Genomic DNA, 21,681 nt, shown 5'->3' with positions numbered 1-21,681 from the left:
GATAGTCGGCAGTCTTGGGCGATTTACTCCGACAGATCAAACGCTGTCAACACAAGGTGTAGCTGGTCCTCCATGGATGAATATAGTTTCTTATCATGAAAATAGGCCCACCCGATAAACGCATCTTTTCCATCGGATGAGACAGCCGTTGTTGGGTAGGCTTTTGTTTTCGTGTAACCCCGCTGGAGACGGGCTCGCATTTTGGGAGCCCCATCATCAACGTCCAATACCCACGCTCGGGCAACGAGCCCATCATATAGAGCTTCTTCAAGCTCCATACCACTCAGCAGCCTGCTGCCATCTCCCGTGAGGTCGAACCCGATATTGAACCCATAACGTTTCGGCAGTGATTCAACTCCCATATTGTCTGGCAAAACACCAGGGCGAGGTGGGCTTATTCTGACAACCTTGCGCCCAAGAACGTATTCTCCTGTTTTGCTCCACCCTCCTTCTGCTTCCTTTTCCTGCCAGATCGAAACTCCGGGTTTGGCGGTGTTCGCGTTTAGGGCTTTACCATTCCTGGTGTGGACGGCATCGTTAGTTTTCAAACCATGATAGGTGCCTAAAGCCAAGGTTTTACCGTCATCACTCACATCTACTGTCCCTGCATTCAGGGAGCCATCATCCGGCCATCCCACTATAAAATCATGCCTGAATTCGGCCTGGCCATGGTCATTGAGAGAGTACTCGAGAACGCTTCCATGGAGCTGAAGTTGATTAGCAATGGTTAAAGTCATTCCAACGTAAATCCGTTCGCCACCCGGGGTGATCGCCAGATCTGAGACCTCATGCCTTCTATAGCTCAATGGATACTCAACCTCAGCAAGAGGGCGCTCAGGTTGATCCGGTCGATAAACGAGCAAACGACCGTGCCCTGCAACGATGATATATCGCTCATCCCCTGTAACGGCAAAATACCAGGGATCCACTAGTTTATGGCGGTGGCCACTGCCGTCGTTCTTCGGCTCAGCTTCAATCCGGAAGACAGTTTCCTTGCCATCCGGCGTTATTCGCGCCAATTGGTAGCAGTTCATCTGAAAGCCGCATTTTCGCAGGTATAGCGCGTCACTATCAGGATGAACATACCAGTCCCTGAGTTGGTAGCCACCAAGTTCCTTCAAGGCATAAGGGGAGCCATTTTTCGCGAGTTTATCTGAGCGAAAATCCAGATTAACTCTCGATACGGGGCGTTTGGCGGTGTACTCCCAGGCTATTCTGACCGGAGAATACATCAGGAGCGGAACTGCGTTGTTTGTAGTGAATGCTCCCGGCTGAAAATAAGGTACTTGACGCCTGGATTCAGCCACAGTCACGTCTCTGGTACCAAGCGGAGGCGGCAAAGTGTGAACCTGATTATAGACCGTCGTTGCAGTAGCAGGCTCCCCGGTGTCTCGCCATGGATATAGAGCTTTTTCCGCCTCAAGCGCTTTCACCCTTTGCCGCTCTCGCTCAGCATCTTCTTGCTGTTTTTTCTCCCATTGCTCGGCGTAGTAGCGGGAGCGTTTATCCTCTTCAAGCAGATGATAGACGTACCCAATACCGAGCATTATCGCAAATACTATGCTTACGCCTTTAAACAGAGCACTGCCGCCGTTCGGGCTCTGGCCTCGCTGGTTTCGCGTTGGTGAGTTTTGGTAAGGGCGAACGATTGGGCGAGGATTGGCTTTCGGTTTCGCCTGTTTTTTTGTTCTCGGTTTTTTAACCTCAATAGTGACAGTGCTTTGCTTGCATATCGGGCAATGAGATCCCCAATAGACGTGCTGTTGGTTTTTTTTGCATGTTTTGAGATCTTCGGACAATTCACCCAGAAGATGCACCCAACCATTCGCGGAAAGTCGTTTGGGGCGTTTTGCGAAGACTTGATCAAACGGCCTCTTCAGCCCGGGTGGGAAATCACGGTGCAAGCTCCAGGGTGACGGCTTGATGCGCGCATCCGGTATTACGCCATAGGGATAAAGACCTGCACCAATACGGTTCTGAGTATCGCCCGGGATAGCCCGCTTGCCTGCAGGGATACCCTGATAAGGATGCAGGCCTTCGTTGAGCAGCTGGAAAATGATCACCGCCAATGCAAACAGATCCTGCTCTTTATCCAACGCCTCTGGCTTGAGCTTACTGTTCCAGGCCTCCGGGGCAATGTAGCCGGTGGTGAACTGATGCCCCGGTATAAATCCGTTCTCGCCCTGAATACCAAAGCCGTCACAGTCAACCACTGTGACCTCTGCAGTTTTCCGGTGTACCAACAGATTGGCCGGTTTTATGTCGATAATGCAGTGGCCTTTAGCATGAAGCTGAGCAACACGCTGGGCCAGGTTTGAGGCTGCCTTGACACGGAAATCCCGACTTTCCGGCAATTTCCCCAGTTGCCGGCCTTTACGGGTCAGCAGCAGGTCAAGCGAGACGTAATTGGAAACCGGCAGCAAAGGCATGGCATAGCCAACAAAGCCACCTTGCGGATTGAACAACTGAGCAACCGGCCAGGCAAAATGCTGCAAACCCTTGTCGTCGGGCGGCACGAGCAGCATTTGCCGGATTTTCTCCAACCGTTCCGGATCCTTAGCGGGATCGTGATAGAGCTTCAGTGCCAGTTTTTTTCGCGGTACTGCATAGATGGCGCCGTCCGCTCCCTGATTTAGCGGCTTGCGTCCAAGCCTTACTCGCTCCCGGTGGCCGTCCGGGTACCGCAACTCCAGATCAAAAGGCGCCATGTTCATGCACCCATACGAGGGTTTTATCGTCGGCAGTAATTTTGTCGGTAGCAGGTGATTGCAATGTGCTTAACAGAGCCTGGTTTCGAACCTCTGAATTCGCTTGTCCGCTAAGGTAGTCATGCACTGGTTCAAGAAAGTTTGATGTTGGCCGCCAAGGGGCCGATTTAGCGGCGAAACTGGCACACCCATCAGACATTAGAAACCAGGTTCGGTAACGCTTGGGCGCACTGAACACTCGAAGATGAGACTGCCATTGGGGCAAGGTGAAAAAATAGGTGGTTTCTGCGAACTCTCCGTTTTCCGGCTCACTAACCACATAGTCCGACCAGTCGTCAGGGTTTACACCCAGGATCAGACCATCACCAAGATGGAAAACAAGGCTCTGGTCTGCAGTTATCGCAATGCCGCAGAGGGTAGCGTGAAACTCGGGAAGCGACCCCAATTGTGCGAGCTCGTCGCGGGTCTGAACAATGGCATCAACAAGGGTTTTTGAAATATCGTGTGTATGAAGCTCAGTCAGCCGGTTGGCCAGAGATTCTGCCACAGCCACGGCCAGAGCATTGGCGCCTTCGGCGGAACGGGAAGCGGATCCAGCGCCATCGCAGACACAAGCAACAACGCCTTCAGCACGGCGAACGACATGCCAGGCATCTTCACAGCCAGCATCCTTTTCGAGGTGGCTTCGACCAGTGGCCGAAGCACCTGCCACCTGAAAAGCCATGTCAGACCTCGATTTCAGCCCAGGAATCGGTTGCAGGCAGGCTGATTTTTTCGCCTGGAACGCTTGCGGATACCGTCGACATACTTCGGCTTAACCATACGAACAGTTCGCGGAACTGCAGGCCTTTCAGTTTCTTCGGGGTTTTGGTGGAGAAGCTGCCAAGTGCTTCGAAGTTGGCACCCTTAGTGCCAATAGGAAAGATGATAACCCGCTTGTCCTGTTCTTCCTGGCGGGACTGATCGGCGAAGGACTCCCAGCCATAATCATTGGGGCAGCCATCAGAAATCATAACCACCCATGGGCGGGTACTGGAAATACCATTTGCATCGTAAACCGACTTTTGGCTGGCAATTTCATCCAATGCTACGCCCATACCTTGCCCCAGTGGGGTCAGGCCACTGGCATGCAATACGGGCGCCTTGAAATCGGCCGCGTCTGTCCAGGGTTGAACAATTCGAACGTCTTCGGGGCCACCCACGGTAATGACCATTACCTGCACCCGCAACGCCGCCACAGGATCGTTTTTCAACTCTTCCTCAAACGCCTTGAGGCCCTCATTCAACTGCCGGATTGGCTCTCCGACCATAGAGCCTGAAATATCGAGAAGCAAAACGCAGGGGGTACGTTGATTGGTATTATCTACAAATTCAACGCCGGGAATAGCGGACATGACACACTCCTTGTGCGACAAATTGAAATCAAAATCCTTTTATGAAAGGCGCCATAGCTGGGGCCGAGTGGGATGTTATCCGCAGAGCGGTTCGAGTGCAACAAAGAGTGGGGCGCCCCTAGCCTCTTCTTGCAGACTAAAAGGATGCTACAGCGTGTTCGCCACCATTCGCAGCCTCTTGCTCGCACTGATGCCTGAGATCTTCCGCCTCCACTTTCGCTTCAGGTGGCCAAGCCTCTAGAGGCCATAGGCGGAAAAATGCCAGAGCGACTGCATTTCTCAAGAGGCTGACTACTCTGAGTCCAAGAGAACAGCTTGTTCTGTCCTGAAGGTGTATTGAGTTCGAGGCTTTTCCTATTGCCGCGATAAGCAGTGGGCTCATACTTGAGTGATGTGATGTTGCTCAAGGTCTGTTTCCGGAAAATCACATTTCAACGGCGAGTCTTTCATCGACACTCGGTCGCTATGTCAGCCCCGTTCAAAACTCTACTATGACCGTTTTCACAGGTGAGTCTCGGGCCACCTATTTCATATTCGATAAGCAGCTCAATAATGAAGATCACGGTGGCTGAATTCACGGGTAAAACAATCAATCAAACTTTCTATCAGTGATAGTTCGTTTTCCCAAAAATCTCATCAATATTCTTTGGCCACTTATATTTAAATGGAGAATAATGCCACCATATAACACTTGGTAAAAAAACAATCACACCCAAGCACTCAACAATCGCGACTCCAATCGACTTTCTTTTCAGATCTTCTTTGAATGATCCGTAATTAATCCAAGCGAGATTTATAGAATCCTCTTCTATAATTCCATCTTTGTAATACCTGACTATAAAATTCCACCATTTATACAGTCTTTCCTCATTAAAACCAGAAGATATCCGCTTGCGCTGAAGGGGCATCTTGGGGACTTTACCGCAAAAGTAATGTTTTTCGCGCATAAACAGGTGAGAGTAGTACTGACGCTCCCACACAACGCCTGATCCCAAATACTGCCAGTTGTACGAAAAGGTAACCTCTAGCTCATTCCAGGGAATCCGGTAGAAGGTGCCACGGTGCCCTACGTAAACAAACCCTTTCTGCCGGTCAACTCGGATCGGCAACGTGAGTGGGAAGAAGATATCAAAGAGGTAGACGACCACCCAGACTGGCCCGAACGCAACCAAAACTGCTAGAAGTGCGCCTGAATAGAACATTTCAGCTATCCCACCCAGCACCAAAACAATAATCATGAAAAAGGAGACAATGGTCGGCAGACCAGACCGAAAAGACATAAAAGCCGTTCGAATGTCAATGAACCTATCGCTGACATGAGCGAAACCATGCTCCATTTTGTCCGAGGAATCTGAGACCCCCGCCACCTTCCTGGCTGGCGGGCTGGCGAGCCGCGCTCCATGAGTGCGATACAGCGTCTTTTCTAGCTGTTGCTCAAGGTCTGTTTCCGGAAAATCACACTTCAACGGCGAGTCTTTCATCGACACCCAGTTCCTCTACATCGTTACCATCCAGGATGAAACGAAGCCCGTTCTCACCCGTAACTTTCCGACCATCTTTCTCATAATGAATTCGCATTTCAAGCTGGCTGCAGTTATTGTGATTATAGTGAGTAAATAGGTACGCTTCTTCAGAGCCGGCGTCTACTTTTCGCTTCATGCTATTAAATCGATCTGTGATATCGTATTTCTCATCTTTCCTAAACCACTTCGTATTTACTTCGAACAGCTCGACGGTATACGTGCAATCCCCTTTGCTAAAACCCGGGAAATACACTGCGAGACTCGTGAACTCCGCCAACACCTTATATTCACCCTGTAGGGTGATAGCCCCATGCTTCGCCATGTACTCGGTTATCCGAACAACGGGAGAAAATAGCATGTAATAAAAGGCATCCAGTTCGGCCTCAAAATACTCTTGGATCTCTTTGCTCTCTTCCGGAGCCGCGATAGCTTTGCTCAACTCCAACAGTTCTGCACTCGGTGGTCTGGATAGCTCGCCCCAGAATCGCAACGTGGGCGCGTTGCCCCAGAATGACATTGAGAGGAAATCCTCAATACGGGATCGCGCAATGTATAGCTGTACCATGCTAATGGCTAGGGAGACTGCAACCAATGCCGCGCCCACCATGATTACAACAGCCACACCTGCGCCGATAACCGCCCCCGCCACAGCCAAAGAAGTTAGGCCGATGATACCTATGCTAAGCCCAATCTGAACCACAGAAAGAGCAGCCATTGTGGAATGGCCCGTATCCAAAGCCTTTAATCCCCTTTGCCCTTCAAGACCAATTGCCAATGCCGAACCGATATAGGGAAGGTGCTTCACTGCGACTCTCGCGAAACTCGCCACGACATCGAAAGCTCGGCTCACAAATCTAAAACCGTTGAGAACCACTGAAACTCTTGACCCGGCAGCCGACAGGTTAGCGCCCACGGCTTTGGCATACTCTTCCTTGATCAACAACCCACTGAGGTTAACTACGCCCTCGCCAATACTCCATAGCCCTGAAACAAAGTACCCCCAACGATCAATAAGGGTTCGATCTCCCAGCATCACGTCCTGGTGCATCTCCTTGAGGCCAGAGAACAGACTTGCCACATTAATCGCATGAAAAAATGTCACAGCTCCAATAAATTTGCCCCGGTGCTGTTTGATGTTTTCGACCACTGGATCCAGCCGAGTATGAAGCCAACCAAACGGGTTATCTTTGAAGTCGGGGGTTAAATGGAAGGTATCGATCAAAGTTCTGTTTAAATAATTTTTGATTCTTACATCCGCCATGGCAGCCGCCAGGGGCGTCATTGTGAAATCAGACAGGCTGTAACGAGCTGCCCCAAGTGACTTCCGGTGCACCTCTAGTAGCAACTCCGCTGCAGTGTTCATCGTCATTCCATGCCGGTGAACCTTAATACGATACCGTTTTTGAACCGCCTCGCTCCAACTTTTCCATTGCGGCCAGGCTTGAGGGGATTTTGCCCAAGGGCCCATCTTCGCTGCAGGGGCAGCAAACTCCAACATCAGAGCGTCGGTCGCTTTGCTGGCACTCACAAACGCAGGCATATCAAATATGCTGTCCACGATTTTCAGATTGCCATAGTCGAAGCCTGGAAGGCCTTTCAGCTTTTGGGCAATACTGTTCGTGGCTGATGCCAGGAACAGTACCGTTTTAACCATTTTCCCTACCGTTGCAGCCTGATCCTCCTCATCATCCAGCCACTTTTCTACGTCCTCCTTACCTTTTTCTGCACCGACATAACCATCCAGAATATCTGCCAGTTCCTGCTCGACTGCCTTAAACCCGTCAGCACTGTAACAGTCGTTGAACTCCAGCTTTCTGGCTAAAAGCTCGGAATCGACCCACCTCTTCCAGTCATCAAATATTGACGCCCTAGCTTGGTCAAAATCCTCAAGTTGTTTATGATAACTTTCTACAAATGCATCTTTCTCCGCTGAGCGAACACGCTCTTTCAATTCCTCTGTGGCTTCTTGCTGGTCACGTTCCGATTTCTTTTTACTGGCTTCTTTTGCTATGAGCGCGTCTACCAACTGCGATGCTGTGTATGCGTACGCGTTTTCCTCCGCGTGGTTAAGGATCAGATTCACGTAGAGAGCGTGCAGTTGACTCAACTCGGAGGTAATACCGATTTCGTCGTTAAGAACTACGCTGTAGGAAAACTCTGTTTCTTTTTTACACTGCCCTTGCAGGTCTGGCTCACTGATTCCTTGTGCAAATTCGGTCAGGCTCCATGCGAAATCCATTAGCTTTGGTCGAAAGTCCTCTACAACCTCACTTATAACTTCGGTTTCACTAATATTTACGCCTTCTCGTTTTTCAGGCAGCCCGCTCAAATCGAACGACTGCATATTTTCCTCACGAACCTGTGAATCTGTCCGCACAAGCTCCTGCAAACGCACAGTCCATCGGTGCTGCGTGAATTTCAGAAGCACCCTCCCTTCAGCTGGATGGTGTATGGCGGGTAAAGCAGTTTGCGCATTTGCGTCTGGAATCAGTACCGAATTTACGCCGGGTTTTACCTCTGTTATCAGGCCTTGCTCATTGACTTGGTATTCATGCAGCGTTCCGAAGACTTCCGAGAACATGTAGACCCAACCGGGCGTCAGTTTTCGAACACAATAATAAGTGCTACCAAGCTCGACGGAAGGTGCCTGGAGATTTTTAGGCAAAGCTATTTGTTCCTGACTGATTGCCCAACGCACCGGATACAACGCAACAATTTTAAGCTGGAGCGGGCACACCTGCGCGGCTGAATCGATATCATCGGCACCTTGCAAAAAAGCTGAGCTGTTAGCGCTACCCATGATTCAGTCCCTCCATTGACTTTATTTCGGCGAACTCCGCAATGCCTGCTATTGCTCTGCTTGGTGCAGCTGAATTCTCTTCCCAAATATTTTGCACATCATCGTTTTTGAACGCATGGTGCCCTAGCCAACCGATTGTGTTGATATACAATGCAATATCGCGGGTACTGCTCAGCCCTCGCGACTTTGCTGCATTCATTAATGCAGACACCGCTTCCCATTCATGTTCTGCGGCCTCGGTTTGTCCCACCAAATGAGGGAAGTAGTTCTCCGTATGGAGTTCGAGCTTTCTGAGGGCTGTACGCTCAGCCGCTTTTTCCATCGCAACCAGGTGTTCGTCACGAATACTGAATGCCTCACATCGCCTTTTGCTTGATGGTTGGTTACTGTAAAAGCTTTCCCACTTACCCGTTCGGCGATCCTGAATAGCCATTACTGCGCATGGTCCCAATATACGACTTACGTCGTCACCAGCCTTATCTCGTTTCAGCAGATGCCGTGCGATTTCAGGATCGTAAAAACGAAAGAGAACCTCATCCCCCGTTTCCAACTGCGCTATAAGTAACCCACGCAAATGATCAACCAGCTCGTCAAATTTACAGTCACTCTGGAGCGCGATGGCTGCACCCAGGTGCTTCCAGTCATCGAAGCACCTTTGTGCGAGCTGGCTATTCATATTTGCCTCAACCAGCCAAGGAGAAATCTCCAATATATCAGCCAGCTCAGTCCCACGATAAAGCGAATCACAAGGTGCGCCGGGACTTTCCCTGTAGATTGTTTCCGCCAGATTCTCGACCTTTGCGCCATCTATGAGGAGGAATGTCCGACCAGAATCCAATAAACCTCTGGGCATCATCTAGCGCCTCCTTCATTGCCGGATTCACACACCTGGCAAATACCCTTACCTTGAACCGCAGCATTCTTGATTGCTCTGATCTGGTCGGCTTTCGCAATCGGACGGACCGGTAATTCAGGTAAGGCTTCTGGGGCTGGTCGTTGAATACCAGCTTTAGCCACCACCCCCGGCAGCCCCGCCACCTGAACCTTCTGCCCACTCCCCTTGCCCGCCGCACCGCCAGCGTTCATTTTTATGGAAGCCCCACCGATAGCAACGCCGCTGGGATCGATCTTCAAAAAGCTGCCACCCGCCTTGAGAGTGATCTCGGCACCCGCTTCGATAACCGCTTTCTGCCCGGCCTTGATGTGCAGTTCTGTGCCGGAATCACTGAGCCAGGCGGTGCCCGCTTTCAGGTGCAAGGAGCCGGTTACGCTGAAGCTGTGATCTTTGCCGGTGTGCTCGCGTTTTTCACCGTCGATGTTTTGGTGACTGCTGCCTTTTACGTGGCTGAAGCGGTCATTCTCAACGGTCAGGTGACTGTCGTTCTTGATGACTTCTGTGCGGTTATTTTCCGTGAGTAGGTCCAGGTCTTTTTGAGCGTGGATGTAGATCTGTTCTTTATCCGCCTCATCCTCAAATCGCAGCTCGTTGCTGCCCTCACCTTTGTGGGTCTGGGTTTTCAGGGTGGTGCGGGTTTTGTGTTCCGGCAGCGCGTAAGGCGGTGTGTTGGTCGCATGATAAGTCCGGCCGGTGATGATGGGCTGATCCGGGTCGCCGTCGAGGAAGGAGACGATGACTTCGTTGCCGATTCTGGGCAGCGCCATGAAGCCATACTGACCGCCAGCCCAGCCCTGGCTTACGCGCAACCAGGCGCTGCTGTGTTCGTCGTTTTTACTGTATCTGTCCCAGGGGAAGCGCACTTTTACCCGGCCAAATTCGTCGCAGTGAATCTCTTCCCCTTCGGGGCCGGTGACTATGGCGATTTGCGGGCCGTCCATGAGTGGGCGGTGGGTGATGTTTGGCCGCCAGGTTTTGTCGGCGGGTACGGCGCTGAAGGTGTTGTGGTAGCTCGTGGGTTCGGAGCCGCCCTCTTCTTCCATGGCCTGGGGCTGTTTGCCGGTATGGGTAACAGCGGTCAACAGCCAGTCCCGGTTCAGCTTGGGGTTGTCGTGTTCGGTGAGTTCGGTTTTGGCACCGCATGTGAAATCTGCGCGGTTGCTTTCGCCGTTGGCGGTGCTGGCATCGTTTCTGAGGGCGTCCAGCCTGGCTTCGGTAAACGGTTGCCCACTGGCGTCGGCTTTGAAGCGGCCGGGGTAATCGAAGTGCTGGTAATCCTGCCGTTGATTGGCACCGGTGGCACTGTGTTCGTGCATCAAGGCGTAGGCCGGGTTTTTGAAGGTGTAGTCTTTGGTGGCTGCAGACGCGGCGCGAACCCGCTCTTCGTAGCGGAAGCGGAATACGGCGGATTGTTTGGTGCTGCCACCGGCTTTGCCGTTGTATTCGGCGGCGTCCAGCCTTGGTGCATCGCCATGGTGATCGGCCAAGATCAGGCGGGGCTGTTCGTTTCCATCCACGCTGCCGTGCTGGTAGCGGTAGTGCCAGCCTTCCTCTGCCGCCAGCCGTTCGATAAAAGCCAGATCGCTTTCCCGGTGCTGCACGCAATACTCTCGTTCCTGAGGTGCGCGTTTCAGATCAAATACGGAATCCACAATGCCCCGCTCTTCCAGCAGGGTGCGCACAATGGTGTCTGTGGCTTGGGTCTGGAAGATGCGGCTGTTGTGCATCAGCCCCAAGCGCCACACAGGCGGCTCGATAACAATTTCATAGCGGGTGCGGCGATGGCCGGAATCGCCTCGGGCGAATTCGTTGACCACGCCGGTGAAGCGGCGAAGGGGCATGCCATCCTGCCACACCACCAGATCTACCGGCTGCTCCAAAACTTCGGATGCATCTATGTCCGGGTCGGTGCTGGCCAGTTCAAGGCAGCCATGAAACAGCTCGGATAGCCGCTCGGTCAGCGTAAAGCCAACAACAGAGAATAGATCAGTGGGGAGTTCGCCAACACGGGCGGTAAACTGCAGTCCGCTTGCCTGGGGCATATCTTCAATCCTTGAAGGTATGGTTCTGTATGAGTTCGGGCAGAGATTCTGTCGCAAAAGCGGCGGTTAATCAAATGCTCCCTGCCCCAAACGAGCACCCGTTCTATGTAAACAAAGTCTCAGGCCGAACCCGGCGCCTGCGCCTTAACCCGGAAGGGTCGCGTCCACCACTCAGACAAGAGCACACCGAACAGGGTCAGACCACCGCCAATAAAGTGGTGCGACCCCAATGTTTCGCTCAACATCACGGATGCGATCAGCGCCGTTAAAATCGGAATCAGATTGAAGAATACAGAAGTCCGGCTGGGTCCAAGGTGCTTTATGCCCGTCATCCATGCCAAGGGTGCTCCAATAGATGCAAACACACAGGCGAACAGCACCAGTGGCAAGTTATCACTGTTCAGCCCTGTTTGTGGCAGCGCAGCAAACAGTGGAAACAACACCACAACGGCCACAAGCACCTGTGCATACAGTAACTGCATTGCAGGCAGAGGTATCTGCCATTTTTTCAGCAAAGTGCTGTATATGGCGTAGGCAGCCACGGCGACCAGCATCATGCCGTCGCCGGCATTAATCCCCTGCTGGGCAATCGCTGTCAGATCCCCCGAGGTGATTACAATCAGTACGCCAAGAAAGGAAAACAGTGATCCGACTATGGCTCCGACTGTAAGGCGGTGGCCCAGTGCCAATATGGCCAGGATCAGCGACATCACAGGCATGAGCGCCAGTACAATGCCCATGTTGGTCGCGGAGGTTTTCGGCGCGGCAAAATAGGCCAGGCTTTGATATATCGCCATGCCCAGCACACCTAACACAAAAATTTTGCCCAGGTTTTCCTTCACTACGGGCCAGGACCTCAGCGTTGGACGCAATAGCAGGGGCGTGAGGATGACGGCAGCAAACAACCACCGATAAAAGCCAATTTCTGCCGGAAAAATAACGCCCACGGCCAGTTTGTTAACTACGGTATTTCCCGCCCAGAAAATGACTGCCAGTAGCGGAAACGCATAATACATAGTCACAAACCTCAGAAAACGAGTGATTAAACCGGAACGCCATTATCCGCTTGTACCTATTAAAGGCTATACTGGGTTCTACGGCTCGCAGCTTGGATATAAACGCATGCAGAACCTTGCCAAGCCACGCTGCACCGTATCCATAAGCAATGTGATCATACTTACTTTTAAAAATGGCCCGTCATGAAACTTTTAGTCCGTAACCTCGCACGCACGACAACAGAACAGGAAATCATGGAGCTGTTTTCTGCTCATGGCACTGTCACCGAGTGCACACTGGTTTTAGATAAAGAAACCGGAAAATCCAAAGGCTTTGGATTTGTGGAAATGCCACACGCGAAGGAAGCAAAAATGGCCAAGGCCCACCTGAACGACGCTCGTGTAGGGTCAAACAAAATACGGGTGAAGGTCGCTCAGGATAAGGAACAGCAAGCAGACACCAATAGTTAACTCTTACGCTGCAGGCTCATTGGCTGCGCGTTCTTCTATGCACTCGTAGCCGCCCATCTCAAATTCCCGGCAAATAAACGGTCGCTTGTCGTAAATTGAACACGACATGGTGCGGCGATCCAACGCCGCACACCAGCCGTCATCCAAGCGCGCCATGGTTCTGCCGCCCCACTGATCGGTTTCAATAAACCGCTCTGGCACGCCTGTCTCGGTAATCAGCATCACTTCCAGGCGGCAACAGCAGGCCTGGCAGTTTGAGCAGCTAATACCGGGATCAGACATGGCAGTTATTTCCATAAGGCGTTGGCGCTACTCTATCAGAGCAGCTCTTTGCGCAGTTGTGACGGGCTCTTGGGTGACAGCAAACCCGGAGCCACATCAAATACAGATCTGGCACCGGTTTCGCCTGCCTGGGCCATTTTATGGACTGCCCGAGTGTAGGCTACCAGCACACTGGCGGTGAATTCCGGGTTACTACCAAGCGCCAGTGAATATTCGATAGTCTGCTTGCTTTGGGTGCCGGTTTCGCCACTGCGAATCACGAAGCCGCCATGGGGCATGGCACTGTGCTCTGCCGTGAAGGTAGCCTCATCAATGAAGTTAACCGTGGTGTCGAAGGGCTCGAAATAGTCCGGCATGGTGACAATGCTGTTGCGTACGGTTTCAGCATCCGCACCGTCTTCCAGGACGATAAAGCACTCACGCACATGCTTTTCACGGGTAGTCAGTTCGGGCTGCTCACCGTTGCGTACACGGGCAATAGCATCCTGAGAGGGCAAGGTGTACTGCACGCCTTTTTTAACACCGTCAACACGGCGCACTGCATCCGAATGACCCTGGCTCAAACCCTTGCCCCAGAAGGTATAAGTTTCGCCTTCCGGCAGGATGGTTTCACCAAACAGACGGTTCAGTGAAAACAGGCCGGGATCCCAACCCACTGACATCAGCGCAAGCTTGCCCGCTTTGCGTGCTGGCTCATCCAGTGCCGCGTGGTATTCGTTTACTTTGGCATGGGTGTCGAAGCTATCAACAGTATTGAAGAACTGCGCCAAATACGGCCCCTGCTCAGGCAGGTCGGTTTTTGAGCCGCCGCAAAGGATCATTACATCAACGTCGTTCTGGTACTGCTCAATATCGGCCATGGCATAAACCGGCACTTTGCTGTCCAGAAGCGCAACACTGGCGGGATCGCGGCGGCTGAACACGCCAACCAACTGCATATCCGGATTCTGCGCCAACGCAGATTCCACACCCCTGCCCAGATTGCCGTACCCGGCAATGGCTACCCTAATTTTGTCTGCCATGATGATTATCCTGTAACGTTTAAAATTTGCGTGGGCAACTCAATCCCGGCTTTGGCCGCACGTGCTGCGTGCAGCTTCTTGTAGCTGTCAATCAGGCGCAGATGCCTGTCCAGTCCTTCCAACTGCATATTGGTCGGGGTCAAACCATAGAAACGAACGCTGCCATCCACTGAGCCGACCACGGCATCCATGACCTCATCACCAAACATGCGCCGGAAGTTAAACACGTAATCACTCAGCTCAAGCTCGTCATCCAGAGTGACTTCCAGTACCGCGCACATGGCCTGATAGAACAAGCCGCGCTCTACTGTGTTGTCATTGAACTGCAAGAACATTTCCACCCTTTCCAGGGCGTCTTCGTATTGCTTGAGCGCCAAATTAATCAACAGCTTCAACTCCAGTATGGTGAGCTGGCCCCACACGGTGTTTTCATCAAACTCGATACCGATCAGGGTAATGATGTCTGTGTAATCGTCTATCTGGCTATCGTCCAGGCGCTCTACCAAAGCCGCTAGCTGTTCATCACTCAGGATGTGTAGATTAAGAATATCTTCGCGATAATCCAAAGCCCGGTTGGTGTTATCCCAGATCAGATCCTCTACCTGATACACCTCGGAATAGCCCGGCACCAGCATGCGACAAACCGGGGCACCCAGGTCATCATAAATCGCGGTGTAGACTTCGTGGCCCATGTCTTCAATGATACTGAATAGTGTAGCGGCCTCCTCTTCCGTGGTGCCAGTGAAGTCCCACTCTTCAAACGCTATATCCGCCTTGGCACTGAAGAAACGCCAGGACATCACGCCGCTGGAATCAATAAAGTGTTCTACGTAATTATTGGGCTCGGTGATGGCCAGGCTGTTGAACGTGGGGGGCAGAAAATCGTTCAGGCCTTCAAAACTGCGGCCTTGCATCAGCTCAGTAAGGCTGCGTTCCAAAGCGACTTCCATGCTTGGGTGCGCCCCGAAAGAGGCAAATACCCCACCGGTTTTCGGGTTCATCAGGGTAACGTTGGCTACTGGGAACTGGCCGCCAAGAGAGGCGTCTTTTACCAGTATGGGGAAGCCCTGGGCTTCCAGAGCCCGCACCCCTTCAAGAATACTCGGGTACTTTTCCAGAACATGCATAGGCACATCCGGCAGAGCGATTTCTTCCTGAATGATCTGCTTTTTTACGGCCCTTTCGAGAATTTCCGACAGACACTGCACCTGCGCCTCTGCCAGCGTATTTCCCGCACTCATGCCGTTGCTCAAAAACAGGTTTTCAATGAGGTTGGTCGGGAAGTACACGGGCACGCCGTCAGAATGGCGCACGTAGGGCAGCGCACATATACCGCGATCCGCACGGCCGGAGTTTGTGTCAATCAGGTTGGAGCCCTGCAACTCGCCATCCGGGTTATAGATGGCCAAGCAATGCTCATCCAGAATACCTTCCGGTAATTCATCGTTGGGGCCAGGCTTGAACCAGCGCTCCCTTGGATAATGCACGAATTCGCTGTTGGCGATTTCCTCACCAAAAAACTGGTCGTTGTAGAAGAAGTTGCAGTTCAAACGCTCTACAAACTCACCCAATGCCGAACACAAAGCACTTTCTTTGGTGGAGCCTTTACCATTGGTGAAACACATGGGCGATGCGGCATCCCGCATGTGCAATGACCACACATGGGGAACAATATTGCGCCAGGAGGCAATCTCAATCTTCATGCCCAAACCGGCCAGAATGCCGCTCATGTTGGCAATAGTTTGCTCCAGCGGAAGATCCTTACCCTCAATGTAGGTATCAGCCTCGCCCTCTGGCTTGATCGTCAAGAGCGCCTGGGCATCTTCATCCAGATTGTCGACAATTTCGATCTGGAAGTCCGGACCAGTTTGCACCACTTTTTTAACCGTGCAGCGGTCAATTGAGCGCACGATGCCCTGGCGATGCTTCTCGGGCAGGTCGTCCGGCAGCTCAACCTGAATCTTGAAAATCTGTTTGTAGCGGTTTTCCGGATCAACAATGTTGTTCTGGGACAGGCGAATGTTATCGGTTGGAATATCCCTCGCCACGCAGTACACCTTCACAAAATAAGCGGCGCACAGGGCTGATGAAGCCAGAAAGTAGTCAAAAGGGCCTGGTGCCGAGCCGTCGCCTTTGTAGCGAACAGGCTGGTCGGCAATCACCGAGAAGTCATCAAACTTGGCTTCAACTCGGAGGTTGTCGAGATAATTGACGTTGATTTCCATTGCGAGGGTACTCGGTTTAGAGATTTCGGCGCGCCTTGACCATAGAGTGCGGGCCATTCAGGGCGGCCATTATAGACCTAACGCCTGGCTACTCATACCTAGTACCAATCACTACCTCCGCAACACACCTACTCGGCAGGGCTGGCAGCAGCTGGCCGGAAAACTCGCCACACCCGTTGCAGTTTTTCTTTGGGCAGAATGACCAGCAGGTTACCGGCAAGTACCAGGGATACGCCGGCAACCGCCTCAATTGTCCAGATGTAATTCTCGAATACCGTTGAGAGCGCAAGTGCCACGATTGGGAAAAGCACCATGCAGTAGGCTGCACGCTCCGGCCCTATTCGCCCGAGCAATGTAAGGAAACTGCCGAAACCGAGGACTGAGCCGATCAAAGCCAGGTAGACCAAAGAGCCGGTGTAGCTCCAGGTGGCTTCGAAAACGAATGCCTCACCCCTACCCCATGCAATGAGCGCCAGCAAAAGAGCACCATAAGCCATGCCATAGGCGTTGGTTTGCATGACAGGCAGTTTGGAGGACTGATTGCGGGCAGAGAGCATGTTACCGAACGAGGTGATGAAGGTGCCCGCCAAGCTCAGAATGATAGCCCGCAAGGTGGTGCCGTCTGCGTCCAGCGCGCGAACTTCCGGCAAAAACACCAGGACAATCCCCACAAGCCCAAGCGCCGCGCCCCCAATCACTGCGCGGGGCATTCGATTGCCGAAAAACAGAGCGCCGTTGATGATGTTCATCACAATGATTGTGGAGAACACCACGGCAATTAATCCGCTGGTGATATCTGCAGCTGCCTGATAAACCAGCATGTAATTAAAGCCAAACAGCATCAGCCCCTGACCTGCCATCCAGAGATGCTGCCGGAAACCAAATCGCAGATTCCGCCGGGTAAGGCTGCACCAAACCATGAGCACCAGCGCAGACAGCCCGAAGCGGTAGGCAATGGACACGTCGCCCGGTACTTCACCCAACTGGAGAGGTATCGCTATAAACGTCGACCCCCAGATCAGAACGGTCGACAAATAGAGTACAAAAGTGTTCGTCAGCATAGGGAAGGCAGCCTGCAGCCGTGATCAAAAACCGGCTACGTTTTACTCGCTACCGATCCAGCGTATTGGCGTTCATTGTCCTACTTATAGTTACCTTGCTCAACAGTTTTTGGCATCAAATCCGGCAACTCCAAAGGAGGGATAAATTCAACTGGGGATGAATGTCGGGGCACGAAAGATCGTACCCCGCAGGCGCTACTCGGGCTTATAAAAACGCTGAATACTTGAGAAATCCAGTGCCCCGTTGCCATGCTCAGCATGGAGTGTGAACAGGTTACGGGCGAGCGAGCCCATGGGAATGGCTGCTTGATTTTTCACGGCATTATCAAAGGCAAGGCCAAGATCCTTGTTCATCAGATTGACCAGAAAGCCCCCTTCGTAGCCCCGGGATGCGGGCGCGCCGTCCATTACGCCAGGCCAAGGGTTGTACACATTCAGCGCCCAGTTGCCGCCAGAGCTTTGCTTCATGATTTCAGAGAGAACCGCGGGATCCAGTCCGTTTTTCACACCCAGCGCCAAGGCTTCACTGGTACCCGCCATGAGTACAGCCAGCAGCATGTTGTTGCAGATTTTCGCGACCTGGCCAGCACCATGATCGCCAGCGTGGAAGATGTTCTTGCCCATGGCTTCCAGAATCGGCTTTGCTTTATTAAAGGTCTCTTCATCGCCGCCACAAATGAAGGTCAGCGTGCCCGCCGTCGCGCCACCAACACCGCCGGAAACAGGCGCATCGAGGAATGGAAGGCGCTTGGCTTCAGCCTGCTCAGCAACACTGCACGCCGTTTCTGGTGAGATGGTGGATGAATCAATAACCAGCGTGCCCTCGGGCAGAGCCGCCAATAAACCATCTTCACCCAGATACACAGCCTCTACGTGTTTGCCTGCCGGCAGCATGGTGATCACACACTCAGCGCCTTTGGCCGCGTCGTGGGCTGTGTCTGCCGTTTTGGCACCTTCTGATACCAGCGCAGCTACCGCATCTTTTGACAGATCAAAAACGGTTACATCGTGCCCGGCTCGCACAAGATTGCTGGCCATGGGGCCACCCATGTTGCCCAGGCCAATAAAGGTAATCGTTGCCATAATCATCCCCTTGTTTTTGTATTCGGTTGAGTGGGCCGCCCTTGCTCAGGCGGCCTGTTAGGCTATTGTTCGAAAAAGCTGTCGATCCACTCGCTGTTCATTTCCTCCAGTGACGCGTAACGCCAGCGGGGCTGTTTGTCCTTGTCGATCAGGAGGGCACGAACACCTTCGGCAAATTCGCCATTTATCAGGCAGTTTTTGGAGAGCACGAGCTCTTTGTCGAGCACCTCGCGGAGACTGTCCAGGCGACAGTTTTGCAAGTGCTGCCAACACAACGCCAGTGAGGTTGGCGAGGCGAATGCCAAGGGTTTGGTTGATTTCGCCAGCCAGCCGTCACCGCCAGCCAGTTCTTTCATCTGGGCAACCATCTTGGCCAGACTGTCGGCATCGGTTACCCGGTTGATGTCATCGAAATGAGCCCGTACTCGGGATTCCGGCAAGGCATCTGCGCTTTGATTTTCATGCTGCCTGAGCACACTGCCTACTACCGCAAAAGCATCTTCCCCTTGCCAGCTGTGCGCGGCCAGATCAGCGACTACCGCAGCTTTTTCTTCGTGCTTGATAAAGCGATCGGCCAAACCCACAAAGATGGCATCGGCTGCGTTCATGCGCCCGCCAGTCAATCCCAGAAATAGCCCGGTACGACCGGGAGCGCGATTCAGAAACCAGCCTGCCGCCACATCCGGGTAAAGCCCGATACTGGTTTCAGGCATTGCCATCATGGACGTTTCTGTTACGACCCGATGGGATGCGCCGGCCAGAATGCCGATACCACCGCCCATAGCAATGCCGTGCACCCAACAGATAACCGGCTTGGGGTAGGTGTGGATCAAATAATCCAGTTCGTATTCTTCTGTAAAGAAGGTCTCACCGGCGCTGGCACCACCGCCACTTTGGGGCTCGGTCATGCTCCTATAGAGCGCAACAATATCGCCACCAGCACAAAATGCCTTGTCGCCTTCAGCTTCGATCCAGACGGCACGAACGCGATCATCTTCTGCCCAACTCTTGAGTTGTGGCACCAGCATCCGAATCATCTCAAGGGAGAGTGCGTTCAGCGATTTGGGCGTATTCAGCCTCGCCACCGCGATAACGGCACCGTCAGCGGTCTTCCACTCTTCAAAAACAACAGGTTGATGGCTTTTAACAGGTTGATGACTCATAAAAAATCCCTTAAACCGATTTGCCTCAGGAGTTCAGAAGCCTTTAACGGTTTTTCCATTCTGGTTTGCGCTTTTCAAGGAAGGCATTGACGCCTTCTTTCTGGTCTTCGGTTGAAAACAGCTCCACAAACAGCTCACGCTCCATGCGCCAGCTATCGGAATGACTGCGGCCATCGCGGGAACTCATCACCAGCGTTTTGCAGCGGGCTACGGAAGACGGGCTTTGCTTGCACGCCATTTCAGCCAATTCCAAAGCTTTTTCCAGGCCTTTCCCACTGGGTACAACTTCTTCAACCAAGCCAATCTGCAAAGCCTTGTCGGCCTTCACACGCTCACCGCATAAAATCATGCGCTTTGCCCAACCCTCTCCCACAATCCAAGGCAGGTTCTGGGTGCCGCCAGCACAGGGCAGCAAGCCTACGGTTGCTTCCGGCAATGCCATTTGCGCATGCTCTTCCGCAATGCGGATATCACAGGCCAGCGCGCACTCAAGGCCACCGCCCATGGCGTAACCGTTAATCGCAGCAATGGATACGCCACGGAATTTGGTCAACGCTGCAAATGCCTGACCAAAGAGCTGAGCCATTTCATTGGCTCGAGCCTTATCGCCATCGGCAAAGGTTTTAAGATCGGCGCCAGCAGAGAAGAATTTCTCGCCCTGCCCGGTCAGAACCAATGCAAAAATATTCTTGTCTTCATTAAGCTCACGGACGATGTTGGTCAGTGCAGCCAAAGAATCCACTGTCCAGGTATTGGCCGGTGGATTGTTGATGGTCAGTATTGCTATGTGTCCGCGTTTCTCGAGCTGAATCAAATCGCTCATCATCCTTCTCCTGTTATTTTTGCGATTTATTGAATGGCCTCGGCCACACCGTCATCCAACAAGCGACGGGCAATAATCAGACGCATGATTTCGTTGGTGCCTTCCAGAATCTGGTGCACACGCAGGTCGCGCAGGAAGCGCTCCAAAGGGTATTCCCGTATATAACCGTAGCCCCCGTGCAACTGCAGTGCATCATTTACCACTTCAAAGCAGGCATCGGTCGCGAAACGTTTGGCCATGGCACAGTGCAACGTGGCTTCGGGGTCTCCGCTGTCCAACTTGAACGCACCGAGGCGCACCATCTGCCGGGCTGCAACAAGGTTGGTTGCCATATCCGCCAGTTTGAATTGCAGTGCCTGGAACGCAGCCAGTGGCCTTCCAAACTGTTGCCGTTCGTGCATATAGTTGCGGGCTCGCACCAATGCCGCCTGTGCACCACCCAAGGAGCAGGTGGCAATGTTGAGGCGGCCACCATCAAGGCCCTTCATGGCAATGGCGAACCCGTCGCCTTCTTCACCCACGCGGTTGGTTGCCGGAACACGCACATTCTCAAGGTTAACGGTGCGAGTAGGCTGGCTGTGCCAACCCATTTTCTCTTCGTTCTTGCCGTAAGTAATACCTTCAGCATTGGCAGGAATCACAAAGGTGGAAATACCCTTGGCGCCAGAATCCGCCGTGCCCGTGCGCGCCATCAACACCAGAATGTCCGTTTCGCCGGCGCCAGAGATAAACATTTTGCTGCCATTAATTACATAGCTATCGCCATCCCGCACTGCTTTCGTACGCAAGCTGGCCGCGTCAGAACCCGCACCGGGTTCTGTGAGGCAGTAAGATGCAAGCAACTCCCCGCTGGCCAGCTTCGGAACAAGCTCCCGTTTAAGATCATCAGGCGCGAAGCTTGCAACCATCCAGGTCGCCATATTGTGAATCGTGATAAATGCGGCCGTTGAGGGGCAGGCAGATGCCAGCTCCTCAACAATCACAGAGGTATCCAGCCGGGAAAGGCCCATACCGCCAAGCGCCTCCGGGGTATAAATACCCATGAAACCCATTTCGCCGGCTTCTTTCAAAACACTTACCGGGAAAATATGCTCGTCATCCCACTGGGCTGCGTGGGGTGCCATGGCTTTTTCAGCAAAGGCTCGAGCGGCCTCCCGGAACGCCAGCTGATCATCAGTCAGGTTAAAATCCATC

General features: G+C 52.8%; 17 protein-coding genes. 1 reads left to right on the top strand and 16 read right to left on the bottom strand.

Annotated features, from left to right (window positions below; translation table 11 throughout):
• Positions 1-23: 23 nt before the first annotated feature.
• From Q0824_RS10420 to Q0824_RS10385, 8 genes are all read right to left on the bottom strand, one after another.
• Positions 24-2,708 carry a hypothetical protein gene (locus Q0824_RS10420; RefSeq protein ID WP_298450096.1) on the bottom strand — a complete coding sequence of 895 codons (2,685 nt, stop codon included), beginning with the start codon at positions 2,706-2,708 and terminating at the stop codon, positions 24-26.
• Positions 2,695-3,432, bottom strand: coding sequence for a PP2C family serine/threonine-protein phosphatase (locus tag Q0824_RS10415; protein WP_298450094.1), 738 nt, complete (start codon positions 3,430-3,432; stop codon positions 2,695-2,697). The genes Q0824_RS10420 and Q0824_RS10415 overlap by 14 nt, the downstream gene beginning before the upstream one ends.
• Before the next feature lies 1 nt (position 3,433).
• Positions 3,434-4,102, bottom strand: a complete 669-nt coding sequence (locus Q0824_RS10410) for a VWA domain-containing protein (RefSeq protein WP_298450092.1) — start codon at positions 4,100-4,102, stop codon at positions 3,434-3,436.
• 605 nt (positions 4,103-4,707) lie between these two features.
• A complete protein-coding gene (locus Q0824_RS10405; protein ID WP_298450091.1) occupies positions 4,708-5,583 on the bottom strand; it encodes a hypothetical protein in 876 nt (291 codons plus the stop codon).
• Entirely contained in the window at positions 5,558-8,398 is a 2,841-nt protein-coding gene (locus Q0824_RS10400; protein WP_298450090.1) for a toxin VasX, read from the bottom strand. The genes Q0824_RS10405 and Q0824_RS10400 overlap by 26 nt, the downstream gene beginning before the upstream one ends.
• 19 nt (positions 8,399-8,417) lie before the next feature.
• Positions 8,418-9,281 carry a DUF4123 domain-containing protein gene (locus Q0824_RS10395; protein WP_298450089.1) on the bottom strand — a complete coding sequence of 288 codons (864 nt, stop codon included), beginning with the start codon at positions 9,279-9,281 and terminating at the stop codon, positions 8,418-8,420.
• Positions 9,278-11,362 carry a type VI secretion system tip protein TssI/VgrG gene (gene tssI, locus Q0824_RS10390; RefSeq protein ID WP_298450088.1) on the bottom strand — a complete coding sequence of 695 codons (2,085 nt, stop codon included), beginning with the start codon at positions 11,360-11,362 and terminating at the stop codon, positions 9,278-9,280. Before tssI ends, Q0824_RS10395 begins: the two co-directional genes overlap by 4 nt.
• Positions 11,363-11,481: 119 nt before the next feature.
• The gene (locus tag Q0824_RS10385) at positions 11,482-12,378 is read right to left on the bottom strand and encodes a DMT family transporter (RefSeq protein ID WP_298450086.1); all 897 of its coding nucleotides are present in this window, start codon (positions 12,376-12,378) and stop codon (positions 11,482-11,484) included.
• 183 nt (positions 12,379-12,561) lie between these two features.
• On the opposite strand from Q0824_RS10385, the gene Q0824_RS10380 reads away from it, so the two are divergent.
• Complete coding sequence (locus Q0824_RS10380; protein WP_298450084.1) at positions 12,562-12,828, top strand: RNA-binding protein; 267 nt, start codon at positions 12,562-12,564, stop codon at positions 12,826-12,828.
• Between the two features lie 3 nt (positions 12,829-12,831).
• Here Q0824_RS10380 and Q0824_RS10375 read toward each other — a convergent pair whose 3' ends face one another.
• From Q0824_RS10375 to Q0824_RS10340, 8 genes are all read right to left on the bottom strand, one after another.
• The gene (locus Q0824_RS10375) at positions 12,832-13,125 is read right to left on the bottom strand and encodes a YkgJ family cysteine cluster protein (RefSeq protein WP_298450082.1); all 294 of its coding nucleotides are present in this window, start codon (positions 13,123-13,125) and stop codon (positions 12,832-12,834) included.
• 20 nt (positions 13,126-13,145) lie between these two features.
• On the bottom strand, positions 13,146-14,132 hold the full coding sequence (locus tag Q0824_RS10370) for a diaminopimelate dehydrogenase (RefSeq protein WP_298450081.1): 987 nt from the start codon (positions 14,130-14,132) through the stop codon (positions 13,146-13,148).
• 5 nt (positions 14,133-14,137) lie between these two features.
• On the bottom strand, positions 14,138-16,357 hold the full coding sequence (locus Q0824_RS10365; RefSeq protein ID WP_298450080.1) for an OsmC domain/YcaO domain-containing protein: 2,220 nt from the start codon (positions 16,355-16,357) through the stop codon (positions 14,138-14,140).
• 128 nt (positions 16,358-16,485) lie between these two features.
• Entirely contained in the window at positions 16,486-17,418 is a 933-nt protein-coding gene (locus Q0824_RS10360) for an EamA family transporter (RefSeq protein WP_298450079.1), read from the bottom strand.
• Positions 17,419-17,613: 195 nt separating this feature from the next.
• A complete protein-coding gene (gene mmsB, locus Q0824_RS10355) occupies positions 17,614-18,501 on the bottom strand; it encodes a 3-hydroxyisobutyrate dehydrogenase (RefSeq protein WP_298450078.1) in 888 nt (295 codons plus the stop codon).
• A 62-nt stretch (positions 18,502-18,563) separates the two neighbouring features.
• Positions 18,564-19,664, bottom strand: a complete 1,101-nt coding sequence (locus tag Q0824_RS10350; protein WP_298450077.1) for an enoyl-CoA hydratase/isomerase family protein — start codon at positions 19,662-19,664, stop codon at positions 18,564-18,566.
• Positions 19,665-19,707: 43 nt separating this feature from the next.
• Positions 19,708-20,487: an enoyl-CoA hydratase gene (locus tag Q0824_RS10345; protein WP_298450076.1), complete on the bottom strand. Its 780-nt coding sequence runs from the start codon at positions 20,485-20,487 to the stop codon at positions 19,708-19,710.
• 26 nt (positions 20,488-20,513) lie between these two features.
• Positions 20,514-21,680 (bottom strand): acyl-CoA dehydrogenase family protein, encoded by a 1,167-nt coding sequence (locus tag Q0824_RS10340; protein WP_298450075.1) that lies wholly within the window; start codon positions 21,678-21,680, stop codon positions 20,514-20,516.
• Position 21,681: the final 1 nt, after the last annotated feature.

This window comes from uncultured Marinobacter sp. (assembly GCF_947488835.1).
GTDB lineage: Bacteria > Pseudomonadota > Gammaproteobacteria > Pseudomonadales > Oleiphilaceae > Marinobacter.
Note: the sequence above shows the minus strand (reverse complement) of the source record. Positions and strands in the feature narration are given on the sequence as shown.

Coding starts and splice junctions, on each gene's coding strand:
- Q0824_RS10420 (WP_298450096.1), bottom strand. CDS start 2,708: ATGGCGCCTTTTGATCTGGAGTTGCGGTACCCGGACGGCCACCGGGAG.
- Q0824_RS10415 (WP_298450094.1), bottom strand. CDS start 3,432: ATGGCTTTTCAGGTGGCAGGTGCTTCGGCCACTGGTCGAAGCCACCTC.
- Q0824_RS10410 (WP_298450092.1), bottom strand. CDS start 4,102: ATGTCCGCTATTCCCGGCGTTGAATTTGTAGATAATACCAATCAACGT.
- Q0824_RS10405 (WP_298450091.1), bottom strand. CDS start 5,583: ATGAAAGACTCGCCGTTGAAGTGTGATTTTCCGGAAACAGACCTTGAG.
- Q0824_RS10395 (WP_298450089.1), bottom strand. CDS start 9,281: ATGATGCCCAGAGGTTTATTGGATTCTGGTCGGACATTCCTCCTCATA.
- tssI (WP_298450088.1), bottom strand. CDS start 11,362: ATGCCCCAGGCAAGCGGACTGCAGTTTACCGCCCGTGTTGGCGAACTC.
- Q0824_RS10385 (WP_298450086.1), bottom strand. CDS start 12,378: ATGTATTATGCGTTTCCGCTACTGGCAGTCATTTTCTGGGCGGGAAAT.
- Q0824_RS10380 (WP_298450084.1), top strand. CDS start 12,562: ATGAAACTTTTAGTCCGTAACCTCGCACGCACGACAACAGAACAGGAA.
- Q0824_RS10375 (WP_298450082.1), bottom strand. CDS start 13,125: ATGGAAATAACTGCCATGTCTGATCCCGGTATTAGCTGCTCAAACTGC.
- Q0824_RS10370 (WP_298450081.1), bottom strand. CDS start 14,132: ATGGCAGACAAAATTAGGGTAGCCATTGCCGGGTACGGCAATCTGGGC.
- Q0824_RS10365 (WP_298450080.1), bottom strand. CDS start 16,357: ATGGAAATCAACGTCAATTATCTCGACAACCTCCGAGTTGAAGCCAAG.
- Q0824_RS10360 (WP_298450079.1), bottom strand. CDS start 17,418: ATGCTGACGAACACTTTTGTACTCTATTTGTCGACCGTTCTGATCTGG.
- mmsB (WP_298450078.1), bottom strand. CDS start 18,501: ATGGCAACGATTACCTTTATTGGCCTGGGCAACATGGGTGGCCCCATG.
- Q0824_RS10350 (WP_298450077.1), bottom strand. CDS start 19,664: ATGAGTCATCAACCTGTTAAAAGCCATCAACCTGTTGTTTTTGAAGAG.
- Q0824_RS10345 (WP_298450076.1), bottom strand. CDS start 20,487: ATGAGCGATTTGATTCAGCTCGAGAAACGCGGACACATAGCAATACTG.
- Q0824_RS10340 (WP_298450075.1), bottom strand. CDS start 21,680: ATGGATTTTAACCTGACTGATGATCAGCTGGCGTTCCGGGAGGCCGCT.